Origin of the sequence: Variovorax sp. PBL-E5 (assembly GCF_901827185.1) — a bacterium.
Lineage (GTDB): Bacteria > Pseudomonadota > Gammaproteobacteria > Burkholderiales > Burkholderiaceae_C > Variovorax.
This window is the reverse complement of sequence record NZ_LR594671.1, coordinates 1,124,579-1,148,306: the sequence shown is the minus strand read 5'-3', so window position 1 is coordinate 1,148,306 and position 23,728 is coordinate 1,124,579. Positions and strand designations below refer to the sequence as shown.

20 protein-coding genes are annotated in these 23,728 nt (G+C 66.7%); 8 read left to right on the top strand and 12 right to left on the bottom strand.

Translation table 11 applies throughout. The features are described from left to right. Positions 1–4 precede the first annotated feature (4 nt). Entirely contained in the window at positions 5–622 is a 618-nt protein-coding gene (locus WDLP6_RS05515) for a PilN domain-containing protein (protein ID WP_162570349.1), read from the bottom strand. After that, positions 619–1,698, bottom strand: coding sequence for a pilus assembly protein PilM (locus tag WDLP6_RS05510; protein ID WP_162570348.1), 1,080 nt, complete (start codon positions 1,696–1,698; stop codon positions 619–621). The genes WDLP6_RS05515 and WDLP6_RS05510 overlap by 4 nt, the downstream gene beginning before the upstream one ends. Positions 1,699–1,938: 240 nt before the next feature. On the opposite strand from WDLP6_RS05510, the gene WDLP6_RS05505 reads away from it, so the two are divergent. Further along, positions 1,939–4,344, top strand: coding sequence for a penicillin-binding protein 1A (locus tag WDLP6_RS05505; protein WP_162591548.1), 2,406 nt, complete (start codon positions 1,939–1,941; stop codon positions 4,342–4,344). On the opposite strand, the gene cyaY is transcribed toward WDLP6_RS05505, so the two are convergent. Next, positions 4,341–4,673: an iron donor protein CyaY gene (gene cyaY, locus WDLP6_RS05500; RefSeq protein WP_162566168.1), complete on the bottom strand. Its 333-nt coding sequence runs from the start codon at positions 4,671–4,673 to the stop codon at positions 4,341–4,343. The two genes, WDLP6_RS05505 and cyaY, sit on opposite strands and share 4 nt — an antisense overlap. A gap of 12 nt (positions 4,674–4,685) precedes the next feature. Between cyaY and lptM the strand changes: the two genes are divergently transcribed. Next, positions 4,686–4,946, top strand: coding sequence for an LPS translocon maturation chaperone LptM (lptM, locus tag WDLP6_RS05495; RefSeq protein WP_162591547.1), 261 nt, complete (start codon positions 4,686–4,688; stop codon positions 4,944–4,946). Beyond that, positions 4,943–6,220: a diaminopimelate decarboxylase gene (gene lysA / locus WDLP6_RS05490; protein ID WP_162591546.1), complete on the top strand. Its 1,278-nt coding sequence runs from the start codon at positions 4,943–4,945 to the stop codon at positions 6,218–6,220. Before lptM ends, lysA begins: the two co-directional genes overlap by 4 nt. A 15-nt stretch (positions 6,221–6,235) precedes the next feature. On the opposite strand, the gene WDLP6_RS05485 is transcribed toward lysA, so the two are convergent. From WDLP6_RS05485 to WDLP6_RS05465, 5 genes are all read right to left on the bottom strand, one after another. Continuing rightward, positions 6,236–6,883: a sulfite oxidase heme-binding subunit YedZ gene (locus tag WDLP6_RS05485; protein WP_162591545.1), complete on the bottom strand. Its 648-nt coding sequence runs from the start codon at positions 6,881–6,883 to the stop codon at positions 6,236–6,238. A 7-nt stretch (positions 6,884–6,890) separates the two neighbouring features. Continuing rightward, positions 6,891–7,889, bottom strand: coding sequence for a protein-methionine-sulfoxide reductase catalytic subunit MsrP (gene msrP / locus WDLP6_RS05480; protein ID WP_162591544.1), 999 nt, complete (start codon positions 7,887–7,889; stop codon positions 6,891–6,893). Between the two features lie 133 nt (positions 7,890–8,022). Beyond that, a complete protein-coding gene (gene ccsB, locus WDLP6_RS05475; RefSeq protein ID WP_162566163.1) occupies positions 8,023–9,339 on the bottom strand; it encodes a c-type cytochrome biogenesis protein CcsB in 1,317 nt (438 codons plus the stop codon). After that, a complete protein-coding gene (locus tag WDLP6_RS05470) occupies positions 9,336–11,471 on the bottom strand; it encodes a cytochrome c biogenesis protein ResB (protein ID WP_162591543.1) in 2,136 nt (711 codons plus the stop codon). The genes ccsB and WDLP6_RS05470 overlap by 4 nt, the downstream gene beginning before the upstream one ends. Positions 11,472–11,580: 109 nt before the next feature. Beyond that, on the bottom strand, positions 11,581–12,234 hold the full coding sequence (locus WDLP6_RS05465) for a c-type cytochrome (RefSeq protein ID WP_162591542.1): 654 nt from the start codon (positions 12,232–12,234) through the stop codon (positions 11,581–11,583). Positions 12,235–12,304: 70 nt separating this feature from the next. Here WDLP6_RS05465 and yihA point away from each other — a divergent pair, with 70 nt between their 5' ends. Together yihA and WDLP6_RS05455 are read left to right on the top strand one after the other, a co-directional pair. Continuing rightward, the gene (gene yihA / locus WDLP6_RS05460; protein WP_162591541.1) at positions 12,305–13,018 is read left to right on the top strand and encodes a ribosome biogenesis GTP-binding protein YihA/YsxC; all 714 of its coding nucleotides are present in this window, start codon (positions 12,305–12,307) and stop codon (positions 13,016–13,018) included. After that, positions 13,015–13,929: an alpha/beta fold hydrolase gene (locus WDLP6_RS05455; protein WP_162591540.1), complete on the top strand. Its 915-nt coding sequence runs from the start codon at positions 13,015–13,017 to the stop codon at positions 13,927–13,929. The genes yihA and WDLP6_RS05455 overlap by 4 nt, the downstream gene beginning before the upstream one ends. Here the strand turns inward: WDLP6_RS05455 and WDLP6_RS05450 are convergent. Both WDLP6_RS05450 and WDLP6_RS05445 read right to left on the bottom strand, forming a co-directional pair. Then, complete coding sequence (locus WDLP6_RS05450; protein ID WP_162591539.1) at positions 13,923–14,807, bottom strand: lysophospholipid acyltransferase family protein; 885 nt, start codon at positions 14,805–14,807, stop codon at positions 13,923–13,925. The two genes, WDLP6_RS05455 and WDLP6_RS05450, sit on opposite strands and share 7 nt — an antisense overlap. Next, a complete protein-coding gene (locus tag WDLP6_RS05445) occupies positions 14,804–15,682 on the bottom strand; it encodes a lysophospholipid acyltransferase family protein (RefSeq protein ID WP_162591538.1) in 879 nt (292 codons plus the stop codon). The genes WDLP6_RS05450 and WDLP6_RS05445 overlap by 4 nt, the downstream gene beginning before the upstream one ends. A gap of 185 nt (positions 15,683–15,867) precedes the next feature. Here WDLP6_RS05445 and metK point away from each other — a divergent pair, with 185 nt between their 5' ends. Next, positions 15,868–17,049, top strand: coding sequence for a methionine adenosyltransferase (gene metK / locus WDLP6_RS05440; protein WP_162591537.1), 1,182 nt, complete (start codon positions 15,868–15,870; stop codon positions 17,047–17,049). Here the strand turns inward: metK and WDLP6_RS05435 are convergent, their stop codons facing one another. Together WDLP6_RS05435 and WDLP6_RS05430 are read right to left on the bottom strand one after the other, a co-directional pair. After that, a complete protein-coding gene (locus WDLP6_RS05435) occupies positions 17,050–17,685 on the bottom strand; it encodes a phosphoribosyltransferase (RefSeq protein WP_162591536.1) in 636 nt (211 codons plus the stop codon). Next, positions 17,686–19,842 (bottom strand): TonB-dependent receptor family protein, encoded by a 2,157-nt coding sequence (locus WDLP6_RS05430; protein WP_162591535.1) that lies wholly within the window; start codon positions 19,840–19,842, stop codon positions 17,686–17,688. Positions 19,843–20,102: 260 nt separating this feature from the next. Between WDLP6_RS05430 and WDLP6_RS05425 the strand changes: the two genes are divergently transcribed. Continuing rightward, a complete protein-coding gene (locus WDLP6_RS05425; RefSeq protein ID WP_162591534.1) occupies positions 20,103–21,596 on the top strand; it encodes an aldehyde dehydrogenase family protein in 1,494 nt (497 codons plus the stop codon). A 23-nt stretch (positions 21,597–21,619) separates the two neighbouring features. Continuing rightward, positions 21,620–23,716, top strand: a complete 2,097-nt coding sequence (locus tag WDLP6_RS05420; RefSeq protein WP_197910140.1) for a PQQ-dependent dehydrogenase, methanol/ethanol family — start codon at positions 21,620–21,622, stop codon at positions 23,714–23,716. Positions 23,717–23,728: the final 12 nt, after the last annotated feature.

The following is a 23,728-nucleotide window of genomic DNA, read 5'->3' as shown; positions in this document are numbered from 1 at the left end:
GCACTTACCCTTTGACGGCACTGGATGCCGCGCCCGCCGGGCCGGCTGCCTTCTGAACATCCGTGGGCCGCTTGAGCCCGATGCGCATCGTGAAGTTGGCGACCCGCCGCTGATCACGCGGACTCAGGGTGACCGTCCCGGAGGTGATCTCGACCAACTCCGGCTTGACAAGCCATGGGCTGTTGTTCCCCAGATTCCGCAGCAGTTCGGACACGCGCTCGTTCGACTGCGCCATGCCCTGGAGCGTGACCGTCTGGTTGTCCTGCTTCATCGTGGTCAGATAGACGCCGTCGGGCAACTGGCGAACGAGCTCGTTGAGCAGATGCACGGGCATGTTGCGATCGCCCTGCAGGTCTTCGACGGCCTGCTGCCGCGCACGCAATGCCGCGATTTCGGACTGCAGCGTCGAGATCTCCTTGATCTCGCCCTCGAGCTTGGTGATCGAGGATTGGAGAAAGCTGTTCTTCGCCTGCTGACTCGAAATCTGCGCCTGGAACCAGAGATACGTCCCGCCCGCGATCAGGACACCCAATAGCGCGGACATCCCCAGCATGGCATAGAAGGTCTCGCGCCGACGTTTGCGCGCGGCCTCCCGATGCGGGAGCAGATTGATCAGAATCACTGCAGAAACCTCCGCATCGCCAGACCGCACGATGTCAGATAGGACGGGGCCTCCCGTCGAACCTTCTTCTCCCGGATCCCGCTGCCGATTTCCATCCCGTCGAACGGATTCACGAGCGAGCATGCGAAGGAGGTCTGCCGCGTGACGGCGCTCGTCAGGCCGGGCAGCGCCGCCGATCCGCCCGCCAGTAACACGTAGTCGACGCGGTTGTGCGGCGTGCTGGTGAAGAAGAATTGCAAGGCCCTTGCGATTTCCTGCGCAATGCTCGCAACGAAGGGCTTCAGGACACCCGAGCCGTAATCGTCGGGCAGATCACCGCTGCGCTTCTTGGTCTCTGCCTCTTCCGCCGAGAAGCCGTACTGACGCACGATCAGTTGCGTCAGCTGAGCACCTCCGAAGGCCTGGTCACGGTCATAGAGCACTTCCTGATTGCGCAGGACCTGCATGCTCGTCGTGAACGCACCCACCTCGAACAGCGCGACCACCGCATCGCGGCCCTGCCCGGGGAGTTGCTCGATGAGCCGAGCCGTTGCAAGACGCGATGCATAGGACTCGACATCGAGAATCATCGCCTTCAGACCCGCGGCCTCGGCCAGCCCCTGGCGATCCTGGACCTTTTCCTTGCGCGATGCGGCGATCAGCACCTCGACATCGCCAGTCGAATTGGCGCTTTGTCCGATGACACAGAAATCGAGACTGACTTCGTCGAGCGAGAAGGGGATGTATTGATTGGCTTCGGACTCGACCTGGATCTCGAGTTCCTGCTCGCTCATGCCGCCGGGAAGAACGATCTTCTTGGTGATGACCGCCGAAGGCGGAAGGGCCAGCGCCGCATTCTTGGTGCGCGTGCCGCTCTTGCGAACCACGCGCCGGACCGCCTCGGCGACCTCATCGAACTTTTCCACATTGCCGTCGGTGATCCATCCCCGTTCCAGGGGCTCGATCGCGCAGCGTTCGAGTACCAGCTTGCCGCTCGCATCGCGGCCCAACTCGACCAGCTTGACGCTGGATGAGCTGACATCCAGCCCGAGCAATGGCGCGGGCTGCCGGCGAAACAACGATCCCAATGCAGCCAAGTTCGATCCCGTCCGTTTGTAACGATTGGAAAAATTTGCGTGTGGTTGCATGCTATCAGTAAGGTATCGAGCCGACCAAGCGGTGAAACCTCCTGGGATGTGCATTCGTTGTCAAAAGTCGACGCGACGGTAGCGATCTGCAACTTAGGTCACAAATTGGCGTACTTGGGGCCTAGATGCTACGAGCGGGCCGCGAAGGGGGCGGGGTTTTTATAATGTCCGCTGACTCTCAGGGCCTCAATGCCAGAAACCCCTCGCCCCAACAGGCCAGCCAAGACACCTCCCCCTCCAAAGCGCGCCGCCTGGCTGACATGGTTGCTGCGCGTCATATTGTGGGGACTGGGGCTCGCCGCGGCCGGCGCGGTAGCGCTGGTCTGCGTCATCGCCGTCGCGCTGGCGGTCGCCTATCCCAATCTGCCGGACATCTCCGAACTCGCCGACTACCGCCCCAAGCTGCCGCTGCGCGTCTTCTCGTCCGAAGGCATCCTGATCGGCGAATTCGGCGAGGAGCGACGCAACCTCACGCCCATCGCGACCATCCCGAAGGTCATGAAGGATGCGGTGCTGGCAGCCGAGGACGCGCGCTTCTACGACCACGGCGGCGTCGACTACAAGGGGATGCTGCGCGCCGGGCTCGCCAACCTGAACCGCGTGAAGAGCCAGGGGGCCTCGACCATCACGATGCAGGTCGCGCGCAACGTGTACCTGAGTTCCGAGAAGACACTGACGCGCAAGATCTACGAGGTCTTGCTGACCTTCAAGCTCGAGCATCTGCTCACCAAGGACCAGATCTTCGAGATCTACCTGAACCAGATCTATCTCGGCAACCGGGCTTACGGTTTCGCAGCGGCCTCCGAAGCGTATTTCGGCAAGCCGCTGCAGGACATCACGATCGCGCAGGCAGCGATGCTCGCGGGCCTGCCGAAGGCGCCCGGTGCCAACAATCCCGTCAACAACCCGACGCGCGCGAGAGGACGACAGCTCTACGTCATCGACCGGATGCAGGAAGCCGGCTTCATCACGGCCGAGCAGGCAGCCGAAGCCAAGAAGGAAGAACTCCACCTTCGCGACGCAGCGGACCCGACGCGCCTGCACGCCGAGTACGTCGCCGAGACCGTTCGCCAGCTGATGTACGCCCAGTACGGCGACAGCACCTACACGCGCGGCCTCAAGGTCTACACCACGCTCGTGGCAACGGATCAGGCGGCGGCTTACAACGCCTTGCGCAAGGGCATCATGGATTTCGAGCGGCGCCAGATCTATCGCGGCCCCGAGAAATTCGTCGACCTGCCCAATGATCCGAAGGAGCTCGACGAAGCGGTCGACGACGCCCTGGCCGAACATCCGGACAACGGCGACGTGATGTCGGCCGTGGTGCTCAAGGCCAACGCCAAGGAAATCACCGCCGTTCGCAGCAACGGCGACACGCTGCAGATCGTCGGCGAGGGTCTCCGCCCGGCGCAGTCGGGGCTGTCGGACAAGGCACCGCCCAACATCAAGATCCGTCGCGGCGCGGTGATCCGCGTGGCGAAAACGCCCAAGAACACGTGGGAGATCACCCAGTTGCCCGAGGTCGAAGGCGCATTCGTGGCCGTCGATCCACGCGACGGCGCCGTCAAGGCCATGGTGGGTGGCTTCGATTTCGGCAAGAACAAGTTCAACCACGTCACGCAGGCCTGGCGCCAGCCCGGGTCGAGCTTCAAGCCCTTCATCTACTCGGCCGCGCTCGAGAAGGGCTTCACGCCCAGCACGGTCATCAACGATGCGCCGCTGTTCTTCGATGCAGGCACGACCGGCGGCCAGCCCTGGGAGCCGAAGAACTACGACGGCGGCTTCGACGGGCCGATGTCGATGCGCCGCGCGCTGATGAAGTCCAAGAACATGGTGTCGATCCGCATCCTGCAATCGATCGGAACGCACTACGCACAGGACTGGATCACCAACTTCGGCTTCGACCGCGACAAGCACCCGGCCTACCTGCCGATGGCGCTCGGCGCCGGCTCCGTCACGCCGATGCAGATGGCGACGGCCTATTCGGTGTTCGCCAACGGCGGCTACCGCGTCAATCCCTATCTCGTGACGCGCATCACCGACCACAAGGACAAGGTCCTGGTCGAGCCGCAACCCCCGCTGCTCAATGACGCCCTGCGCGTGATCCCGCAGCGCAACGCCTACATCATGGACAGCCTGCTGCAATCGGTGGCGAGCGGCGGCACCGCGGCCAAGGCGCAAGCCACGCTGAAGCGGACCGACATCTACGGCAAGACGGGCACCACCAACGATTCCCTCGACGCGTGGTTCGCAGGCTTCCAGCCGACGATGGCCGCCGTCGCATGGATGGGCTACGACACGCCGCGCAAGCTGGGCGACCGCGAGACCGGCGGCGGCCTGAGCCTGCCAATCTGGATCACCTACATGGAGACCGCGATCAAGGGTGTTCCGGTGGCAGAGATACCGGTGCCCGCCGGCGTCGTCAACGTCGGCGGCGAGTGGTACTACGACGACTACGCACCGGGCCGCGGCGTGGCGACGCTCGGCGTCGACACGGCGCCGACACCGCCGGTCGAATCGATCACCGGCGTGCCGATCAGCCCGGCGCCCGCGCCCGAAGAGCGCAGCAAGATCCTCGACCTGTTCCGCAATTAGTCAGCCCTGAACGCGAGCGGCTGCCCGGCCTGCGCAGTCGCTTCGCGCGACAGGTTGCCGAACAACTCTTCGCCGGTCTTGGTGTCCACCCACACACGGCCGTCGTGCCGATAGTGATAGCCGCCGGAACGCGCCGCCAGCCAGATCTCCTGCAGCGGCTTCTGCAGATTGACGATCAACTGGCTGCGGTTGGGAAAAGTGATCGTGATCATGCCGCCCACGCGCTGATTGTCGATATCGGCGTCGGTCGCATCGTTGATGCGATCGCACCCGCGCTCGATGGCGGCCAGTGCTGCTTCCGCGCGATCCATGTACTCGGGGTCGGTCATTACAATTTCGCCATGTTGAATGTTCGCCAAATTCTAGTGAGCGCGGCAGCCCTCGTGCTCACAGGGGTCGCTTTGACCGCTTGCGGCCAGAGAGGCCCGCTCTATCTGCCCACCACGCCTGCGGCCAAGAACCGCGCCACCCTGCCAGAGCTGTTGAAGCCCGGATCCGGTGATGCCGGCGAGACGAAGCCGGAGTCGGCCGATACGCCCGCGCCCGTGAAGGCCCCGGCCGGCGCCGCCAGCGCCCCCGCCACGAGCGAGGGCACGAAGTGAACGCAGAACGGCTGCCAGGCCATCCCCATATCGCGCGCAAGGACGGCGCGCTCCATGTCGAAGGACTTTCGTTGGCAGCACTGGCGCGCGAGCACGGCACGCCGCTCTTCGTCTATTCGAAGCAATGGATGCTGGATGCGCTTGCCGCCTACCAGCGCGGATTCGAAGGCCGCGATGCACTGGTCTGCTACGCCATCAAGGCGAACTCCTCACTGGGCGTACTGCGCGTGTTCGCCGAGGCCGGCTGCGGCTTCGACATCGTCTCCGGCGGCGAACTGGCGCGCGTGCTCGCGGCCGGCGCGGACCCCGCCAAAGTGATCTTCTCCGGTGTCGGCAAGACGCGCAGCGAAATGCGCCAGGCGCTCGCGGCCGGCATCGGATGCTTCAACGTCGAGAGCGAGGCCGAGATCGACGTGCTCAATGCGGTGGCGCTCGAAGAAGGCCGCCGCGCCGCGATCAGCGTGCGCATCAACCCCAACGTCGACCCGAAGACGCATCCGTACATCTCGACCGGCCTCAAGGGCAACAAGTTCGGCGTGGCGCACGACCGCGCCGTGGCGATCTACCAGCATGCCGCGTCGCTGAAAGGCCTGCAAGTGGTCGGCATTGACTGCCACATCGGCTCGCAGATCACCGAAGCCTCGCCTTACCTGGAGGCGCTGGAACGCGTGCTCGACCTCGTCGAGGCCATCGAGAAAACAGGCGTCGCGCTGCATCACCTCGACTTCGGCGGCGGACTGGGCATCGACTACAACGGCGACACGCCGCCCGCGGCCGATGCGCTCTGGCGGCAATTGCTGCAGCGGCTCGATGCGCGGGGTTTCGGCCGGCGGCGGCTCATCGTCGAGCCCGGCCGCTCGCTGGTCGGCAACGCCGGCGTCTGCGTCACCGAGGTGCTCTACACCAAGCCCGGCGAAGAGAAGAACTTCTGCATCGTCGATGCGGCGATGAACGATCTTCCGCGGCCGGCGATGTACCAGGCCTTCCAGCAGATCGTGCCGCTGACTGCAGGCCCAGGCCGCACCATCACCTACGACGTCGTCGGCCCGATCTGCGAAAGCGGCGACTGGCTGGGCCGCGACCGCGCACTCGACGTGCAGGCCGGCGACCTGCTGGCCGTGCTCTCCGCCGGCGCCTACTGCATGGCGATGGCCAGCAACTACAACACCCGCGGACGCGCGGCCGAAGTACTGGTGAGCGGCGAGCGTGCCACCGTGATCCGCCGTCGCGAAAGCATCGAGGACCAGCTGCGCAGCGAGCGATTCGGCGACTGAACGACGGCAAAGCCGCTATTCGGTCACTCGCGCCCGCGCAGCGAGCGGGCGCTGAGGCAGCGCCCTCCTCTTGCTCGCGAAGTACCAGACGCGCCAGCCCAGCAGCACCGCGATGATCGCGACATAGACGAACACCTCCGCAAAGTTGTGCTTGCCTGCGCGCATCCAGAAGAAGTGCAGCAAGCCCAGCCCGGCAATCACGTAGATCAGCTTGTGCAAGGCCTGCCAGCGCTTCACGCCCATCGCCCTGATCGCGCGGTTGAACGAGGTCGCCGCGAGCGGCGTAAGCAGCACAAAGGCGCTGAAGCCCACCAGGATGAAGGGCCGCTTGCCGATGTCCTTGGCAATGTCCGCCACGTCGAAGTCCATGTCGAACCCGGCGTAGCTCAGCAGATGGACCACGACATAGAAATAGGCGAACAGGCCCAGCATCCGCCGAAACCGCGCCAGCGCGTTCAAGCGGGTCATCACCCGCAGCGGCGTGATGGCGAGCACGATGCAGATGAAGCGCAGCGTCCAGTCGCCGTTCGAGCGGATCAGGTGTTCCGCCGGATTGGCGCCCAGGCCATCGGTGAAGGCGCCATAGACCAGCCACGCGAAAGGCAGCAGGCACAGCACGAAGACCAGCGGCTTCGCGGCCGGGTGCATCAGCAGTTTGTTCACGCGCGGCTCAGTAGAACTTCTTCAGATCCATGCCGGCATAGAGCTGGCCCACCTGCGCCTCGTAGCCATTGAACATCTCGGTCTTCCTGCGCTTGGCGAACAGGCCACCGCCGTCGCCGATGCGCCGCTCGGTCGCCTGGCTCCAGCGCGGATGGTCGACGTTGGGGTTCACGTTCGAATAGAAGCCGTATTCGTTTGCCGCCGCCTTGTTCCATGCGGTGCCGGGCTCCTTCTCGACGAAACGGATCTTGACGATCGACTTGCCGCTCTTGAAGCCGTACTTCCAGGGCACAACGACGCGCACCGGCGCGCCGTTCTGGTTGGGCAGCACCTCGCCGTACATGCCGAAGGCCAGCAGGGTGAGCGGGTGCATCGCCTCGTCCATGCGCAACCCTTCGGTGTAGGGCCAGTCGAGCACGCGCGAACCGACGAAAGGCATGGTCTTGGGATCGGCCAGCGTGACGAACTCGACGTACTTCGCGCTGGGCTGGGGCTCGACCTTCCTGATCAACTCGGCCAGCGAGTAGCCGACCCAGGGAATGACCATCGACCAGCCTTCCACGCAGCGCAGGCGATAGATGCGCTCCTCCTGCGCACTGAGCTTGATCAGGTCGTCGATGCCGTACTTGCCCGGCTTCTTGACCAGGCCTTCGACCTCGACGGTCCACGGCCGCGTCTTCAGCGTGCCGGCGTTCTTGGCCGGATCGGTCTTGTCGGTGCCGAACTCGTAGTAGTTGTTGTAGCTGGTCGCGTCCTTGTACTCGGTCAGTTTTTCCGTGGTCTGCGCGCCTGCCACGGCGGACTTCGCGCCGGGCAGCGGCACCAGCTTGCCGGGCACCGGGGTCTGCGCGCCGGCGTCGCGCGCAGCCCAGGACGCCATGGCGGCCCCTGCCGCGCCGGTGGCCAGCAGCTTCAGCATGTCGCGGCGCCCCTCGTAGATGCTGCGCGGCGTGATGTCGCTCGAACGAGGATGAATGAAGCCGTCGTCACCGGACCGAATCAACATGAATTGCCTTTCGCCTCGATGGCCGTGGACTCGAAGGAGTTCATTGCCATGTCGATTCGTTTACACGGCGGATGTTCCGGTGGTTTCAAACGCTTCGCGAAGAACCAAGCCCACGGGCCACCCGCGCACCGCCCTAGAGCGTGCCGTAGCTGTGCAGCCCGCTCAGGAACATGTTGACGCCGAGGAAGGCGAAGGTGGTCACCGCCAGCCCGCCGAGCGCCCACCACGCCGCCACGGTGCCTCGCAGCCCCTTGACCAGCCGCATGTGCAGCCATGCCGCATAGTTGAGCCAGACGATCAGCGCCCAGGTTTCCTTCGGGTCCCAGCTCCAGTAGCCGCCCCACGCGTCGGCCGCCCACAGCGCACCCAGCACCGTGGCGATGGTGAAGAACGCGAAGCCCACCGTGATGGATTTGTACATCACATCGTCGAGCACCTCGCTGGCCGGCAGCCGCGCCGCGATGCGCTTGCGGCCCAGCAGGATGCCGGCGGCGATCAACGCCGCGATGGCCGCATAGCCGACCCAGTAGCTGCCGCCCGCCTCCTGCGCACGCTGGCGGAATGCGACCGGCACGAAGCACATCGCCACGCCCAGCAGCCAGATCGGCGTGAGCTTGTACCAGCGCGTCTCCAGCGCCTGCTCCTTGATGAGGTAGGCGAACGCGACCATCGCCGCTAGCGAGAAGGTGCCGTAGCCGATGAAGTTGGCGGGCACGTGCAGCTTCATCCACCAGCTCTGGAGCGCCGGCACCAGCGGCTGGATCTCGTGCGCGTCGCGCACCAGCGTATACCAGAGCAGGAAACCGACCGCGGCACTGACCACCAGCATCACGAAGGCGCCGAGCGCGCGCGTGCGATAGCGCCATTCGAAGTACAGATAGAACGCCGCCGTCAGCCAGGAGAAGAGAACGAACACCTCGTAGAGGTTGCTGACCGGGATATGGCCGATGTCGGGGCCGAGCAGGTGGCTTTCGTACCAGCGCACCATCGAGCCGATCAGCGCCATCGTCACGCCCGCCCAGGCGAGTCGCGAGCCGATGAGGTCCATCGCATCGCCTTGCTTGCCGCCGAAGAAGCCGATCCAGTAGAACAGCGTGCTCATGAAGAAGAGCACGCTCATCCAGAGGATGGCCGACTGGCTCGACAGGAAGTACTTGAGCCAGAACACCGTGTCCGCGCGCGCCAGATCGCCCTGGTACGAGCTGATCGCCAGCAGAGCCGCGCAGGCGACCACGATCGCCAGCACCCGCAGCGGCCGCCAGAACCAGCCCAGACAGACCATGGCGACCAATGCGGCCACCAGGATGAGCTTCTCGTAGTAGTCCATCGTCACGGCATGGCGCGAGAAGGCGAAGAAGCCGCCGGCCACCACCAGCGCAGCGAACACCCAGTCGAAGGTGTTGCGGCGCGAGAGCCAGCTGTCGTTGAGCGTGAGTGTGGTGGTCGTCATGACGCTGTGTCTTTCCTGATGGCGAGCAGCCTGTGCTTGAGATGCTCGAATTCGCGATCGCTGTCGATGGTCTTGCGATTGACCGAGAAGGCCATGGTGGCCGCCGTGCCGCCGGCACCGTCCTTCGCCAGCCAGACCCAAAGCCTGCGTTCACGCACGAACAGCATCGCAAAAATACCGGTGATCAGCAACAGGCAGCCCAGATAGACAACTTTCTTCCCAGGGGCTCGGGCCACCTGGAACACGCTGGCCTGCACCTGCTTGAAGTCGGTCATCATCATCGCCACGGGTGCCGGGTAGAGGTGTGCGTCGCTGATGGCGAGCACCGCCTGCGTGAGGAAGGCCTGCGACTTCTCGTCGGCCGGCAGATCGGCGAGGCCCGCCTTCTCGCGGCTCAGGTTGAGCACCTCGAAGAGCACGTCGTTGAGGATGCGCACCAGCACGGTACCGGCGCGCTCGCGCTCGGCCTGCGGCACGTTGGCCTCCATGAATTCGGCGATCGCCTGCCAGCCGCCGGTGGTCGCGGCATCCGGCTTGGCGCGCTCGGCGCCCGCGAACAGCGCCAGCGCGCGCGCGGCCGAGCTGCGCAGCTGGTCGACCAGCTCCTTGCGCTTCGGATCGGTCACGCGCACCACGTAGCGATCGACCGCACGCGCACGCAAGTCGGGATCGGCCAGCACGGCACGCATGCGCACGAAGCCGTCCATCGAGCCCTGGTCGTCGGCCGGCACGCGCAGATAGCGGAACGCATCCTCGGGACGCTCGCGCACGCCGAGCAGGAACACCGGCTGGCCGTCGCCGGTGTCGACCGGGACCATGTAGTTCTGGAACTCGCGTGCCTGGCCCGACGCATCGCGCAGCTTGTAGCCGATGCTCGGCCCGATGTTGCGCAGCGTCTTCGGCTTGTTGGTCTTGTTGGCGGCGCCCAGACGGTCTTCGAGCTCGTGGCGCAGATCGACCTTGCGCACGTCGGCGCCGCTGGTCATCGGGCCGTTATCGCCTTCGCCGAAGTTCTCGACGTTGATCACGCGCAGCGCCGTGTACTCGAGCGTGAGCCGGTCGGTGCCGTTGGTGATTTCAGAACTGCTGCCGATGGTGCCCTCGATCTCGAAGGGCTTGGCCGCGGCCGCCATCGGCACCGCCTTGAGCTTGACGTGAGAACCGCCGTCGTCGAAGCTCGACTGGTAGATCTCGACACCCTTGTAGCTGGCTGGATGGTTGACCTCGATGCGCACCGGCTTGGCTTCGCCGGTCGCGCGATCGTGCAGCACCACATCGCTCGCGAACAGCTTGGGCATGCCGGTCGAGTAGTAGTCGACGATGAATTTCTTGAGCTCGATCGAGAACGGCAGCTCCTGCAGCAGCACGCCGTCGGACTGATTGAGGATCGCGACGCTCGACTGGCCGCCTTCGGGCACCAGGATGTTGCCGCGGAAGGTCGGGTTGCTCGGCGACAGGCGGTGTTCCGGCGCGACGTCGGCGATCATGCCGCCGCCGCTGTACACGCTCTTGCCGTTGAGCCAGGTCTGCGCGCGCACCACCAGGTCGCCGTCGAGCAGGCCGCCCAGGCACACCAGCACGATCGCGCTGTGGGCCGCGATGTAGCCGAGCTTGTGCGCGCCGCCCGTGCGCGCGGCCACCATCCAGCCGTCGCCGTCACGATGCTGCAGCTTGACCTTCCAGCCGCCGCTCGTCAGCAGCTGGCCGATGCGGTTGGCGGCTGCATCCGGTATCTCGCCGAGCACGGCCTCGGCCCGCTGGCCGAAGGCCTTGAGGCTTTGGACGCGGATGCCTTCCTTGAAGGTCTTCAGATCGGCAAAGATGCGTGGCGTATTGCGCGCGATGCACAGCGAGGTGCTGATCACGAGGAACGCCAGGATCATCAGGAACCACCAGGCGCTGTAGACCGTGTCGAGCCGCGCCACGCGGAAGAACTCGGCCCAGAACGGCCCGAACTGGTTGATGTAGTTGTTGATCGGCTCCTGCTGCTTGAGCACGGTGCCGATGATCGATGCGATGCAGATGATCGTGAGCAGCGCGATTGCGAAGCGCATCGACGAGAACAGCTCCACCGCCGCGCGGGCCACCGGGGGGCCGCTGCGGACTCGAAGGCCGTGGGTGGAAACTGACATGGGGAAGAAAGAAGCCTGGGAAAGAGAAAAGGCGGGCCATCCTCGTTAGGATCGGCCCGCCTTGTTTGGGGTTGTTATCGGCGGTTAGTTCACGCAGAAAGGCCGTGAATCAACGCAAGCCGGCGATGTAGTCCGCCACTGCCTTGATCTCGCGGTCGTTGAGCTTGGCCGCGACGCCGGTCATCTGGATGCTGTTCAGGCGCACGCCGTCGCGGAATTGCGTGAGCTCCGAGGCGACGTACTCGGCATGCTGGCCGGCCAGCCGGGGGTACTGCGCCGGAATGCCCGCACCGTTGGGGCTGTGGCAGCCGGCACAGGCCGGGACCTGACGGTCGGCAATGCCGCCGCGGTAGATCTTCTCGCCCAGCGCGACCAGGTCCTTTTCCTTCGCGAAGCCCAGCTTCTCCTTCTTGGAGGCGACGAACCAGGCGATGTCGCGCATCTCGTCGTCGGTCAGCGTGGCCGCCATGCCGCTCATGATGGCGTTCTTGCGTTTGCCCGACTTGAATTCCTCCAGCTGCTTGAGGATGTACTCGGGATGCTGCTCGGCGAGCTTGGGGTTGGCGGCGATCGCCGAATTGCCGTCGGCGTTGTGGCACGAGGCACAGGCCTTGGCGGTGAATGCCGCCTCGCCCTTGGCCAGATCGGGCTTGGGCTTGGCAGCCGCTGCAGCCGGGGCGGCGGGGTGCTCGTCGGCCGCGAAGCTGGCGTTGGCGGCGACGCCCACGAGGGCTGCAAGCAGAAAATGGGCAAACAACTTCATATCGGGGGCTCGGATTTATGGCGCAAAACCCCGCGATTCTACAATGGCGCCCCGCTCCGAAAGCCCATCGATGACAACCCCGCCGCGCAAGCCGGCCTCCTATGCCCGTCGCAGCGCGCCTGCGACGGACGCCGCAACGGCCGAACGCGTGCGCATCGCGCGCGGCTGGCTGCACACCGCGCACTTCCTCACGAGCGCGCCGCAGCTCGAGCATCTGCCACCCTTCACGCTGCCCGAGATCGCCTTCGTCGGCCGCTCCAACGCCGGCAAATCGACGGCCATCAACACGCTCACGCAGCAGACCCGTCTGGCCTTCGCGTCCAAGACGCCCGGCCGCACACAGCACATCAACCTCTTCGGCGTCGGCAAGCAGAAGCTCGACGACGCGGTGCTCGCCGACCTGCCGGGCTACGGCTATGCGGCCGTGCCGAAGGAAGCCAAGCTGCGCTGGCAGCGCGTGATGGGCAACTACCTGATGACGCGCGAGAACCTGCGCGGCGTGGTCCTGATGTGCGACCCGCGGCACGGCCTCACCGAGCTCGACGACATCCTGCTCGACGTCATCCGGCCACGCGTCGAACAAGGGCTCAAGTTCCTCGTGCTGCTGACCAAGGCCGACAAGCTCACGCGCTCCGACGGCGCGAAGGCGCTGTCGATTGCGCGACTGCAGGCCGGCGGCGGCGAGGTCAAACTGTTCTCCGCATTGAAGCTGCAGGGCGTCGACGAAGCCGCCGAGCTGCTGTGGCACTGGGCGCATCCGCACGACGAGGAGACCGAGCCATGATCGAGACCTTTGCCCGCACGCTGCCGAACGGCACCACCCTCAGTTGCCGCGCCACCGGCGCGCCGGGCCGGCCGCTGATGGTGTTCCTGCACGGCTTTCCCGAGGCCGCGTTCATCTGGGACGAATTGCTCGAGCACTTTGCCGAGGCCGCACATGGCGGCTATCGCTGCATCGCGCCGAACCTGCGCGGCTTCGAGCAATCGAGCGCGCCCACCGAGGTCTCGGCCTACCGCCCGCACCTGATGGTGCAGGACATCGCGCAGCTCGCCGAGAGCGAAAGCGCCAACGGCCGCATCGAGGCGCTGGTCGCCCACGACTGGGGCGGCGCCTTCGGCTGGGGCTATGCCAACCAGCATGGCGACAGGCTCGGCAAGCTGGTCATCATCAACTCGCCGCATCCCGGCATCTTCACGCGCGAGTTGCTGAACAATCCGGCACAGCAGGCCGCCAGTGCCTACATGAACTTCCTCGCCAAGCCCGGCGCGGAAGCGCTGCTGGCGGCCGACGACTTCAAGCGCATGTGGCCCTTCTTCACGCTGATGAAGGCAGGACCGGACGGTTTCGGCTGGCTGACCGAAGCGGTCAAGAGCCAGTACCGCGAAGTCTGGAACGCGGGCCTGACCGGGGCGTGCAACCTCTACCGCGTCACGCCGATGAAGCCGGCGATGCCCGGCGGCCCTGCGCCCGAGATTCCGACGCTGCCGCGCGAGCGCCTGACCGTCGCCGCACCGACCTTCGTGCTGTGGGCGCTCGACGATGCGGCCCTCCTGCCCGGCTTGCTCGAAGGGCTGGAGGACTATGTGCCGAAGCTCGAGCTCCGCAAGGTGCCGGGCGCCACGCACTGGCTGGTGCACGAGCAGCCGCAGTTCGTTGCCGCGGAGATCGAGGCCTTCCTGCAACGCGCTCAGTAAACCGTCGCCTCGCCTTCCGGGCGCGTCTTGAAGCGCCGGTGCACCCAGTAGTACTGCGAGGGCATCGCGTCGATGTAGCCGGCCAGCCGCTCGTTCATCAGGGCGGTGTCCGCCACCGCGTCGTCGGTGGGGAAGTTCTGCCAGGCCGGCAGCACTTCGATCTCGTAGCCCTGCTTCGTGAGTTTCGACACCACCGGCACGACCTTCGCGCGGCCCAGCCGCGCGAAGCGCGAGAGCGACGGCACCGTCGCCGCCAGCACGCCGAAGAAAGGCACGAACACCGTCTGCTCGCGGCCGAAATCCATGTCGGGCAGCAGGTACAGCAGGCCGCCCTTGCGCAGCCCCGCGACGATCGGCTTGATGCCGTCGACGCGGTTCAGGGTGATCACGTTGCCGAAGCGCTTGCGGCCCTCGCGGATCCACTCGTCCACCGTCGGGTCGCGCTGCGTCGTGTAGATGGTGGTCGACGGCCGTGCCGTGTGCATCGTCAGCGCCGTGGCCGCGGCATCGAGGCCGTAGAAATGCGGCGCGAACAGGATCATCGGCTCGTCGCCGTTGGCGATCTCGTCGATTTCCACGGCCGCGCCGTGCACCTTGAGCCGCTTCGCCACCATCGCTGGCGGCGCATGCCAGAGCCAGCTTCGATCGAGCCAGGACTGCGCCACATAGACGAAGGTCTCGCGCGCGATGCGGCGGCGCTCCTCGGCCGACTTGTCCGGAAAGCACAGGGCCAGATTGGTGTCGACCACGCGCCTGCGCGACACCGCGACGCCGTGCAGCACGCGCCCGAGCACGGCGCCGAAACCGCGCACCAGCGGCAGCGGCACGTGGGCCAGCGTGCGCATGAAGCCGACCCCCAGGCGCGACGAAAAGCTCATGCCTCGGCCCTCTCAGCGATGTCGCCACGCGGCGCCTTGAAGCGCGCGTAGTCCCAGACGTACTGGCCCGGCAGTCGGCGGATGAGCGCGGCGATGCCTTCGTTCATCGCGGCCGCGCCGGCCTCGGGCGTCGCCTTGGGATCGCTCAGCGCCGTGCCGTCGAAAGGCTCGAAGCGGATGACGTAGCCCGCACCGCGCGGCAGGCGCTCGCACACACCGAGGAACACGCGCGCGCCGGTCTGGCGGGCCAGGCGCAGCAGCAGGGTCATGGTGTAGGCCGGCCGCCCCAGGAACGGCGCCCAGACGCCCTGTCCGAGCGGCGGCACCTGGTCCGGCAGGATGCCCGTGTAGCCGCCGGCCCGCAGCGTGCGGATCAGCCCGCGAACCCCGGCCACGCTGGTCGGCAGCGTCTGCAGGCCGCGGCGGTCGCGCGAACCGGCCATGAGCTCGGCCATCCACTTCTTGCGGGCCGGGCGGAACAGCGCGGTGATCGGGCCGTAGGCCTCGAAGAAGCGCTCGCCCACCGCCTGGCCGAAAGTCTCCCAACTGCCGATGTGCGGCGAGACCAGGATCACGCCCTTGCGCGCGGCCAGCGCCGCCTCGAAGGCCTCGATGCCTTCCCAGCGCACGATGTGCGGCAGCAGGCTCTCGCCCTGCGGCCGCATCCACAGCCAGGGCAGTTCGGCCACCATCGCGCCGGCCGCCGCGATGGCCGGGCGGTACTGCGCGGGCGCGAAGCCGGCGCGTTCGGCGTTCTCCCGGAAACGGCGCCGGTAGTCCGGCGCCGTCCACCAGACCAGCCATCCCAGCCATCCGCCCACCGCATGCATCCAGGGCAGCGGCACACGGGCGAGCAATCGGAACAGAGATGTCATCGACAACGAGGGGGTGAAAACCATGACGCGCGCGCAGGGTACAGCGCGGCTCGAATAGAATGCAAATTGTCGCTGAGTTATTGGAACTACTTGCAGGGCGACGTTAAACATCACTGCTAAAGCGTTCGCCAAGGCTCCCGACGGGTTGGCAACGCGCCAATTCAACTGTTTGGAGTTTCATCGACATGGCGAACGACTTTCTCTTCACTTCCGAATCCGTTTCCGAAGGCCACCCCGACAAGGTCGCCGACCAGATCTCGGACGCGATTCTCGATGCGATCTTTGCCCAGGACCCGCGCTCGCGCGTCGCCGCCGAGACGCTGACCAACACCGGCCTCGTGGTGCTGGCCGGTGAGATCACCACCAACGCCCATGTCGACTACATCCAGGTCGCACGCGACACCATCAAGCGCATCGGCTACGACAACACCGACTACGGCATCGATTACAAGGGCTGCGCCGTCATGGTCTGCTACGACAAGCAGTCCAACGACATCGCACAGGGCGTCGACCATGCGAGCGACGACCACCTCAACACCGGCGCCGGCGACCAGGGCCTGATGTTCGGCTACGCCTGCGACGAAACCCCCGAGCTGATGCCCGCGCCGATCTACTACGCGCACCGCCTGGTCGAACGCCAGGCCCAGTTGCGCAAGGACGGCCGGCTGCCTTTCCTGCGGCCCGATGCCAAGAGCCAGGTCACGATGCGCTACGTCGACGGCAAGCCGCACAGCATCGACACCGTGGTGCTTTCCACGCAGCACCATCCCGACCAGAGCGAGACGCCGACCAGGATGAAGGCCTCGTTCACCGAGGCCATCATCGAGGAGATCATCAAGCCGGTGCTGCCCAAGGAGTGGCTGAAGGAAACCAAGTACCTGATCAACCCGACCGGCCGCTTCGTCACCGGCGGCCCGCAGGGCGACTGCGGCCTCACCGGCCGCAAGATCATCGTCGACACCTACGGCGGCGCCTGCCCGCACGGCGGCGGCGCGTTCTCGGGCAAGGACCCGAGCAAGGTCGACCGCTCGGCCGCCTATGCCGCGCGCTACGTGGCCAAGAACATCGTCGCCGCCGGCCTCGCGCGCCAGTGCCAGATCCAGGTCGCCTACGCGATCGGCGTGGCGCGGCCGATGAACGTCACGGTCTACACCGAAGGCACGGGCGTGATCTCCGACGAGAAGATCGCCGCGCTGATCCAGGAACACTTCGACCTGCGCCCGAAGGGCATCGTCCAGATGCTCGACCTGCTGCGCCCGATCTACGGCAAGACCGCGGCCTACGGCCACTTCGGCCGCGAGGAGCCCGAGTTCACCTGGGAAAGCACGGCCAACGCGGCCAAGCTGCGCGCGGCCGCCGGGCTCTGATCAGCCGCTGCCGTCTCGCAGCAGGCGGCAGACTTCCTCGTCGCTGGTCTGCGTGAAATCCGCGTACCAGAGGCCGACCGCGTGGAAGTCCTCGGGCGTGAGGACGCACACGACCTCGTCGGCCACGGCCTGCAGGTTGCGGACCGCATCGCGCGAAGCCACCGGCACCGCCACCACGATGCGCTGCGGCCCGCCCGCGCGGGCTGCGGTGACAGCCGCGCGCATCGTGGCGCCAGTGGCCAGCCCATCATCGACCAGCAGCAGCACGCGGCCGGCCAGCACGAGCGGCGGGCGATCGCCGCGGTAGTGCTGCTCGCGCCGTGACAGCTCGGCCTCCTCGCGTGCAACCACGGCCTCCAGCGCATCGCGCGAAACCGGCCAGCCACCGGATGGATCGGCCATCACGCGCACGCCACCGCCAGCGATCGCGCCCATCGCATATTCCTCCTGCCCCGGATAGCCGAGCTTGCGCACGACCAGCACATCGAGCGGCGCGCGCAGGAAGCGCGCCACCTCCCAGGCCACCGGCACGCCGCCGCGCGGCAGCGCGAGCACCAGCAGACCGGATTGCCCGCGCCACGCGACAAGCGCCTGCGCCAGCGCGCGGCCCGCATCGCGTCGATCCTTGAAGCTCATTCAGAAACGATACGCCCCACCCATGCCGATCGTCCAGTTCCGTCCCGGTGCGGGCTCGAAGTAGCGCGCGTTGCCTTCGTTGACGATCACCGAACCGGCATAGCGCCGATCGAAGAGGTTGTCGACGCGCGCGAAGGCGTTGAACTCCCAATGCTGCCAGTGCCGGACGTAGCCGGCCGACAAAGCCACCACCGCATAGCCCGGCGCGGCAGCGGTGTTGCGGTCGTTGGCCTGGATGCGGCCGAGCGCGCGCAACTCGGCGCCGGCGCGCCAACCCTCGGGCGGCGCCCAGCCGAAAGAAGCGAACAGCGCATTGCGCGCGATCCCGGGCATGAGGCTCCCGGCGGCCACCGTGTTGCCGGCAACGCAAGGCGACGGCGAACAGAAGGCGTCGCGGTAGCGCGCATCGAGCCAGGTGTAGGCCAGTTGCGTGCGCCAGTGGTTCGCGGTCTCGTGCTGCCAGGCGAGCTCGAAGCCATCGCGTCGCGTGCGGCCGGCATTCTGGTAGGTGGCGCGGCCGCCGACGTTGGTGTCGGTCACGATCTCGTCGCGGGTGCGTGTCTGGAACACCGCGGCCGTCAGAAGGCCGCCCGCGAGGCGCGCCTTGGCGCCGGCTTCGACGCTCTCGCTGACCGCGGGCTGCAGCGCGAAGTTGAGTCCGCCGAGGCCATCGGGCCGGTAGGAAAGTTCGTTCAGCGTCGGCGTCTCGAAGCCGCGGCCCGCAGAAACGTAGAGCGCGAGATCGCGCGTCGGCTGATAGCGCAGCGAAGCCACCGGCAGCGCCTGCCCGTAGCGCGCGCGGCCGCTGCCATCGCCATTGGCACCGACGATGTAGCGGTCCTGCGAGTCGAAGCGCACGCTGCTGCGGCGCACACCCGCCTCGAGTGTCCAGCGATCGGCGAACTGCCAGGTGCCCTGCACATAGGGATCGAGGTTGCTCGCTTCGTTGCGCTCGTCGCGGCGCAGCCGGCCCTGCACGCCCAGCAGCAGGGGCGACGCGGCCGGGCCGATGAAGTTCTCGAAGCCGGTGCGATGCTCGCGCAGGTCGTCGTACGCAAGGCCGGCCACGAGATCGAAAGGCCGGCCGGCCAGCTGCAGGTGGCTGCTCCAGCGCAGGTCGATGCCGGCGTAGTCGCGATCGAGGCCGATCACCGCGCCCGCGTTGAGCGGATTGAGCTGCGCCGAAGGCGGGATCGCCTGGAACTGCGTCGTCTTTCGCTCGCCGCCGTAGACCATCAGGCGCAGCGCGTTGTCGGCATCGATGCGGCGTTCGTACAGCAGGCCGAGCTGCGTCTGGTCCACGCTCTTGCGCGTGTCGTACTGCGTCGCGAGCGGGGCCGCATGCGGGTTCAGTGCATAGTCCGTGGCCGCCAGTCCCAACGGGTCCTGCGCCTGCAGGTGCACGCTGTTCAGGATCAGCGTGAGCTGGCTGCCGTCGTCCAGCCGGATGCCGAGCTTGCCGTTGGCGATGTCGCGCCGCGCGGCGCTGTGCTCGCGTGCACCGTCGATTTCGAAGTGACTGCCGCTGAGCAGGTAATCGATCGCGCCGGACGAACCGCCGAGCTGCGTCGCGGCCCGCGTGGTGCCGTAGCTGCCGGCGGCCAGCGAAAAGCCCAGCCTCGGCGCGCCCTCGCCGTCCCCGGTGAACACCTGCAGCACGCCGCCCGACGAATTGCCGTAGAGCGCGGAGAACGGGCCGCGCAGGACCTCGACATGGTCGATCGAGCCGATGTCGATGTTGGAGGTCTGCCCCTGGCCGTCGGGCAGCGTGGCCGGAATGCCGTCGACATAGAGCCGCACACCGCGCACGCCGAAGGTCGAGCGGGCGCCGAAGCCGCGCACCGACAGCTGCAGGTCCTGCGCGTAGTTCTGCCGGTTCTGGATCAACAGGCCGGGCACGGCCCCGAGGCTTTCGGAGAGGTTCACCTGCAACCGGCTGTCGCGCATGTCCTCGCCCTCCACACGGTCGACCGAGCCCGGCACGTCGAAAGGCGGCGCCGCGCCGCGCGGCGTCGAGACGGTGACCGCGGGCAAGGTGTCCGGGCGCGCCTCGTCCTGGCTGGATGGCAGCGCCTGCGCGACAGCGGCCAGGGGATGCAGTGCAAGCACGAGCAGCACGCAAACGGCGCGTCGGAGGAAGTGGTGGGTGTCGTTCATGTCGGCGTGGGCTCCGCAGTCTAGACATGGAGCCGGGCGCGGGCTGGCGCATTCGCGCCGATCCATATCGAAAACTTGCCAGCACCGGATGGCTCGGCACGACAGCAGCGCCTCGCAGGCGGAGGTCGAAGCTTCGGGGCGTCGATTGTCACGATCTCTGGATCGGTTGGCCCGCTCCCTGTACGGCCGTCGACGCGGCGGAATCTAGAGTCCGCTTGGCCTCGGCCAACCCTTCGCTTTCGCAACTCAAGAGACAACACATGGCACAAGTCGAGACACTCGAATCGGTCCGCTCCTTTCTCGCCCGGACCCACCAACTCCACATCGACGGCATCGGCGTCGACAGCCGGGAAGGCGCATCGCTTCCGGTGTTCGATCCCGCGACCGGGGACGTCCTGTGCCGAGTCCCGGCCGGAGGCGCCGCCGACATCGATGCCGCGGTGGCCGCAGCGCGCCGGGCCTTCGAGGGTCCGTGGCGCGCCATGCGGCCCGCCGACCGCGAGCGCGTGCTGCTCAGGCTCGCGCAGCTGATCGAGGACAACGCCGAGGAGCTGGCGCAGATCGAAACACTGAACCAGGGAAAGTCCATCACCTACGCGCGCGCGCTCGACATCGCCTACACGGCCGAATGCATGCGCTACATGGCGGGCTGGGCCACCAAGCTCGAAGGCCAGACGGTGGACGTGTCGATCCCCTTTCCGCAGGGCACGGCCTATCGCGCCTTCACCGTGCGCGAGGCACTCGGCGTGGTGGGCGCGATCGTGCCCTGGAACTTCCCGCTGCTGTTGGCCGTGATGAAGATCGCACCGGCCCTCGCGGCCGGCTGCACGGTGGTGCTGAAGCCGGCGGAGGAAACGCCGCTCACGGCACTTCGCTTCGCCGAACTCTGCGCGGAAGCCGGCTTGCCGCCGGGCGTCCTCAATGTCGTCACGGGCCTGGGGCACACCGCGGGTGCGGCGCTGGCGATGCATCCGGGCATCGACAAGATCTCCTTCACCGGCTCCACGGAAGTCGGCAAGCTCGTCGGCCGTTCGGCACTGGAGAACGTCACGCGCTTCACGCTCGAGATGGGCGGCAAGTCGCCGTTCATGGTGTTGAAGGATGCGGACGTGTCACTCGCCGCAGCGGGCGCGGCCGGCGCGATCTTCTTCAATGCCGGCCAGGTCTGTGCGGCCGGCTCCAGGCTGTACGTGCACCGCTCGATCTTCGACGAGGTGCTCGACGGCGTCGCGCAGCACGCCCGCGCCATGCAGTGCGGTCCCGGCATGAATCCCGATTCGGGCATGACACCGCTGGTTTCGCGCAAACAACTCGACCGCGTCACGCAGTACGTGGACGGCGGCGTGGCCGAGGGCGCGCGCATCGCCTATGCGGGCAGCACCGGCGGCGACGCGCGCGGCTTCTTCTATCCGCCGACCATCCTGGTGGACGCGGCGCACGGCATGCGCGTGGTGCAGGAGGAGATCTTCGGGCCCGTGCTGGTGGCCACGCCTTTCGACGACCTCGATGACCTGGTGGCCAAGGCAAACGGCACGAGCTACGGCCTCGCCTCGAGCATCTGGTCGCGCGATGTCGGCGAAGTGATGCGATTGATTCCGAGGATTCGAGCCGGTCTGGTGTACGTCAACACGCACGGGGTGATCGATCCGAACTTCAGCTTCGGCGGCGACAAGCAGTCCGGCATGGGCGTGGAAATGGGACGCGCCGGCGTGGAGGCCTTCACGCGCATCAAGTCCGTGTGCCTTGCCTACTAGTTCATCAAAAAAGGAGATTCAACGTGACTTCATTCAGACCCGGATTCGTACTGGCCGCCGTGCTGGCCTTGGGTGCCGCGGCGCCGCAGCACGCGATGGCCGCGCCCGGCTTCACACCGATCGGCGGCGAAGATCTTGCCCGGCCCAAGCAAGGCGGCGACGAGTGGCTCGCTGCCGGACGCACCTACACCGGCACCTTCTCGAGCCCGCTCGCGACGATCAACGCGAAGAACGTCGCCAAGCTCGGCCTGGCATGGCATCTCGATCTGCCGACCGATCGGGGCCTCGAGGCCACGCCGCTGGTGGCGGACGGCGTCATGTACTTCTCGCTGCCCTGGGGCCACGTCATGGCCGTGGATGCGCGCACCGGCAAGGAGATCTGGCACTACGACCCCGGCGCGGTCAAGCAGGTGTCGAAGGACATCTGCTGCGATGCGGTCAACCGGGGCGTCGCGCTGTGGGGCGACAAGGTGTTCGTGGGCGTCATCGACGGGCGGCTCGTCGCGCTCGACCGCGCCACCGGCAAGGTCGCATGGGAGGTACAGACCGTCGACCGGACCAAGCCCTACACGATCACCGGCCAGCCGCTGGTCATGAAGAACATCGTGGTGATCGGCAACAGCGGCGCCGACTTCGGCGCGCGTGGCTACATCACGGCCTACGACGTGAACAGCGGCAAGCAGCTGTGGCGCTTCTTCATCGTGCCCGGCGATCCGTCCAAGCCGTACGAACACGAAGAACTCGCGATGGCCGCCAAGACCTGGAAGGGCGACAACTACTGGAAGAACGGCGGCGGCGGCGGCAACGCGTGGGGCAACATGAACTACGACCCCGAGCTCGACCTGCTCTATGTCGGCACCGGCAACGGATCGCCGTGGAACCGCGAGATCCGCAGTCCCGGCGGCGGCGACAACCTGTTCCTGTCGTCGATCCTCGCCATCCGGCCTGCCACCGGCAAGCTGGTCTGGTACTACCAGACGACGCCCGGCGAAAGCTGGGACTACACGGCCACCGCGAACATGGTTCTGGCCGACCTGAAGATCAAGGGCAGGCAGCGCAAGGTATTGATGCAGCTGCCGAAGAACGGCTTCTACTACGTGCTCGACCGCGCGACCGGCGAGCTGCTGTCCGCCGACAAGGTCGGCAAGGTGACGTGGGCCAGCAAGGTCGACCTGAAGACGGGCCGCCCGGTGGAAGAGCCGGGCGTGCGCTATGAGAAAAAGCCGATCGTCATGTGGCCCGGCCCCTATGGCGCGCACAGCTGGCAGCCGATGGCGCTGAGCCACAAGACCGGCCTGGTCTATATCCCCTACCAGGAGATGGCGGGTGCCTACAAGAACGAAGGCGCGGGCTTCGTCCATCGACCCAGCAACTTCAACACGGGCAGCGCCTTCTACGAAGGCACGTCCTTCCCGAAGAGCTTCGCCAGCGGCGCGCTGATCGCGTGGGATCCGGTCCAGCGCAAGGTGGTGTGGAAGGTGCCGCACGAGTCGGTCTGGAACGGCGGCGCGCTGGTCACCGATGGCAACCTCGTGTTCCAGGGCAATGCCTTCGGCAAGTTCGTCGCCTACGCGGCCGACACCGGCAAGACGCTCTGGGACTTCGATGCGCAGACCGGCATCATCGCCAGCGCATCCACCTACATGATCGATGGCGATCAGTACGTGGCTCTGCTCGCCGGCTGGGGCGGCGGCGCGCCGATGGTGGGCGGCGAGGCCGACAACTTCACGGGCGTGCGCAACGTCAGCCGCTTGCTGGTCTTCAAGCTCGGCGGCAGCGACAAGCTGCCGCCCCTCGCGCCGCAGGCGGTGAGCCACCGCGTACCGACCGGTACCGACGCCGGCGCCGCCGTCATCGCGAACGGCAACAAGGACTTCGGCATCTACTGCGCCAAGTGCCACGGCGTAGGCGGCGAAAGCGGCGGGCTCGTTCCCGATCTGCGGCGCTCGCCGATGATCCTCAGCGCCGAGGCTTTCCGGGTCACCGTCACGGACGGCCGGGAGCCGCGCGGCATGCCTTCGTTTTCCACCGACCTGAAGCCGCGGGAGATCGAAGAGATCCGGGCCTACCTGCTCGACAAGGAGATGAAGGACTTCGGCAAGCCGACCGCCAGCAAGTGAGCGCCGCGCGCG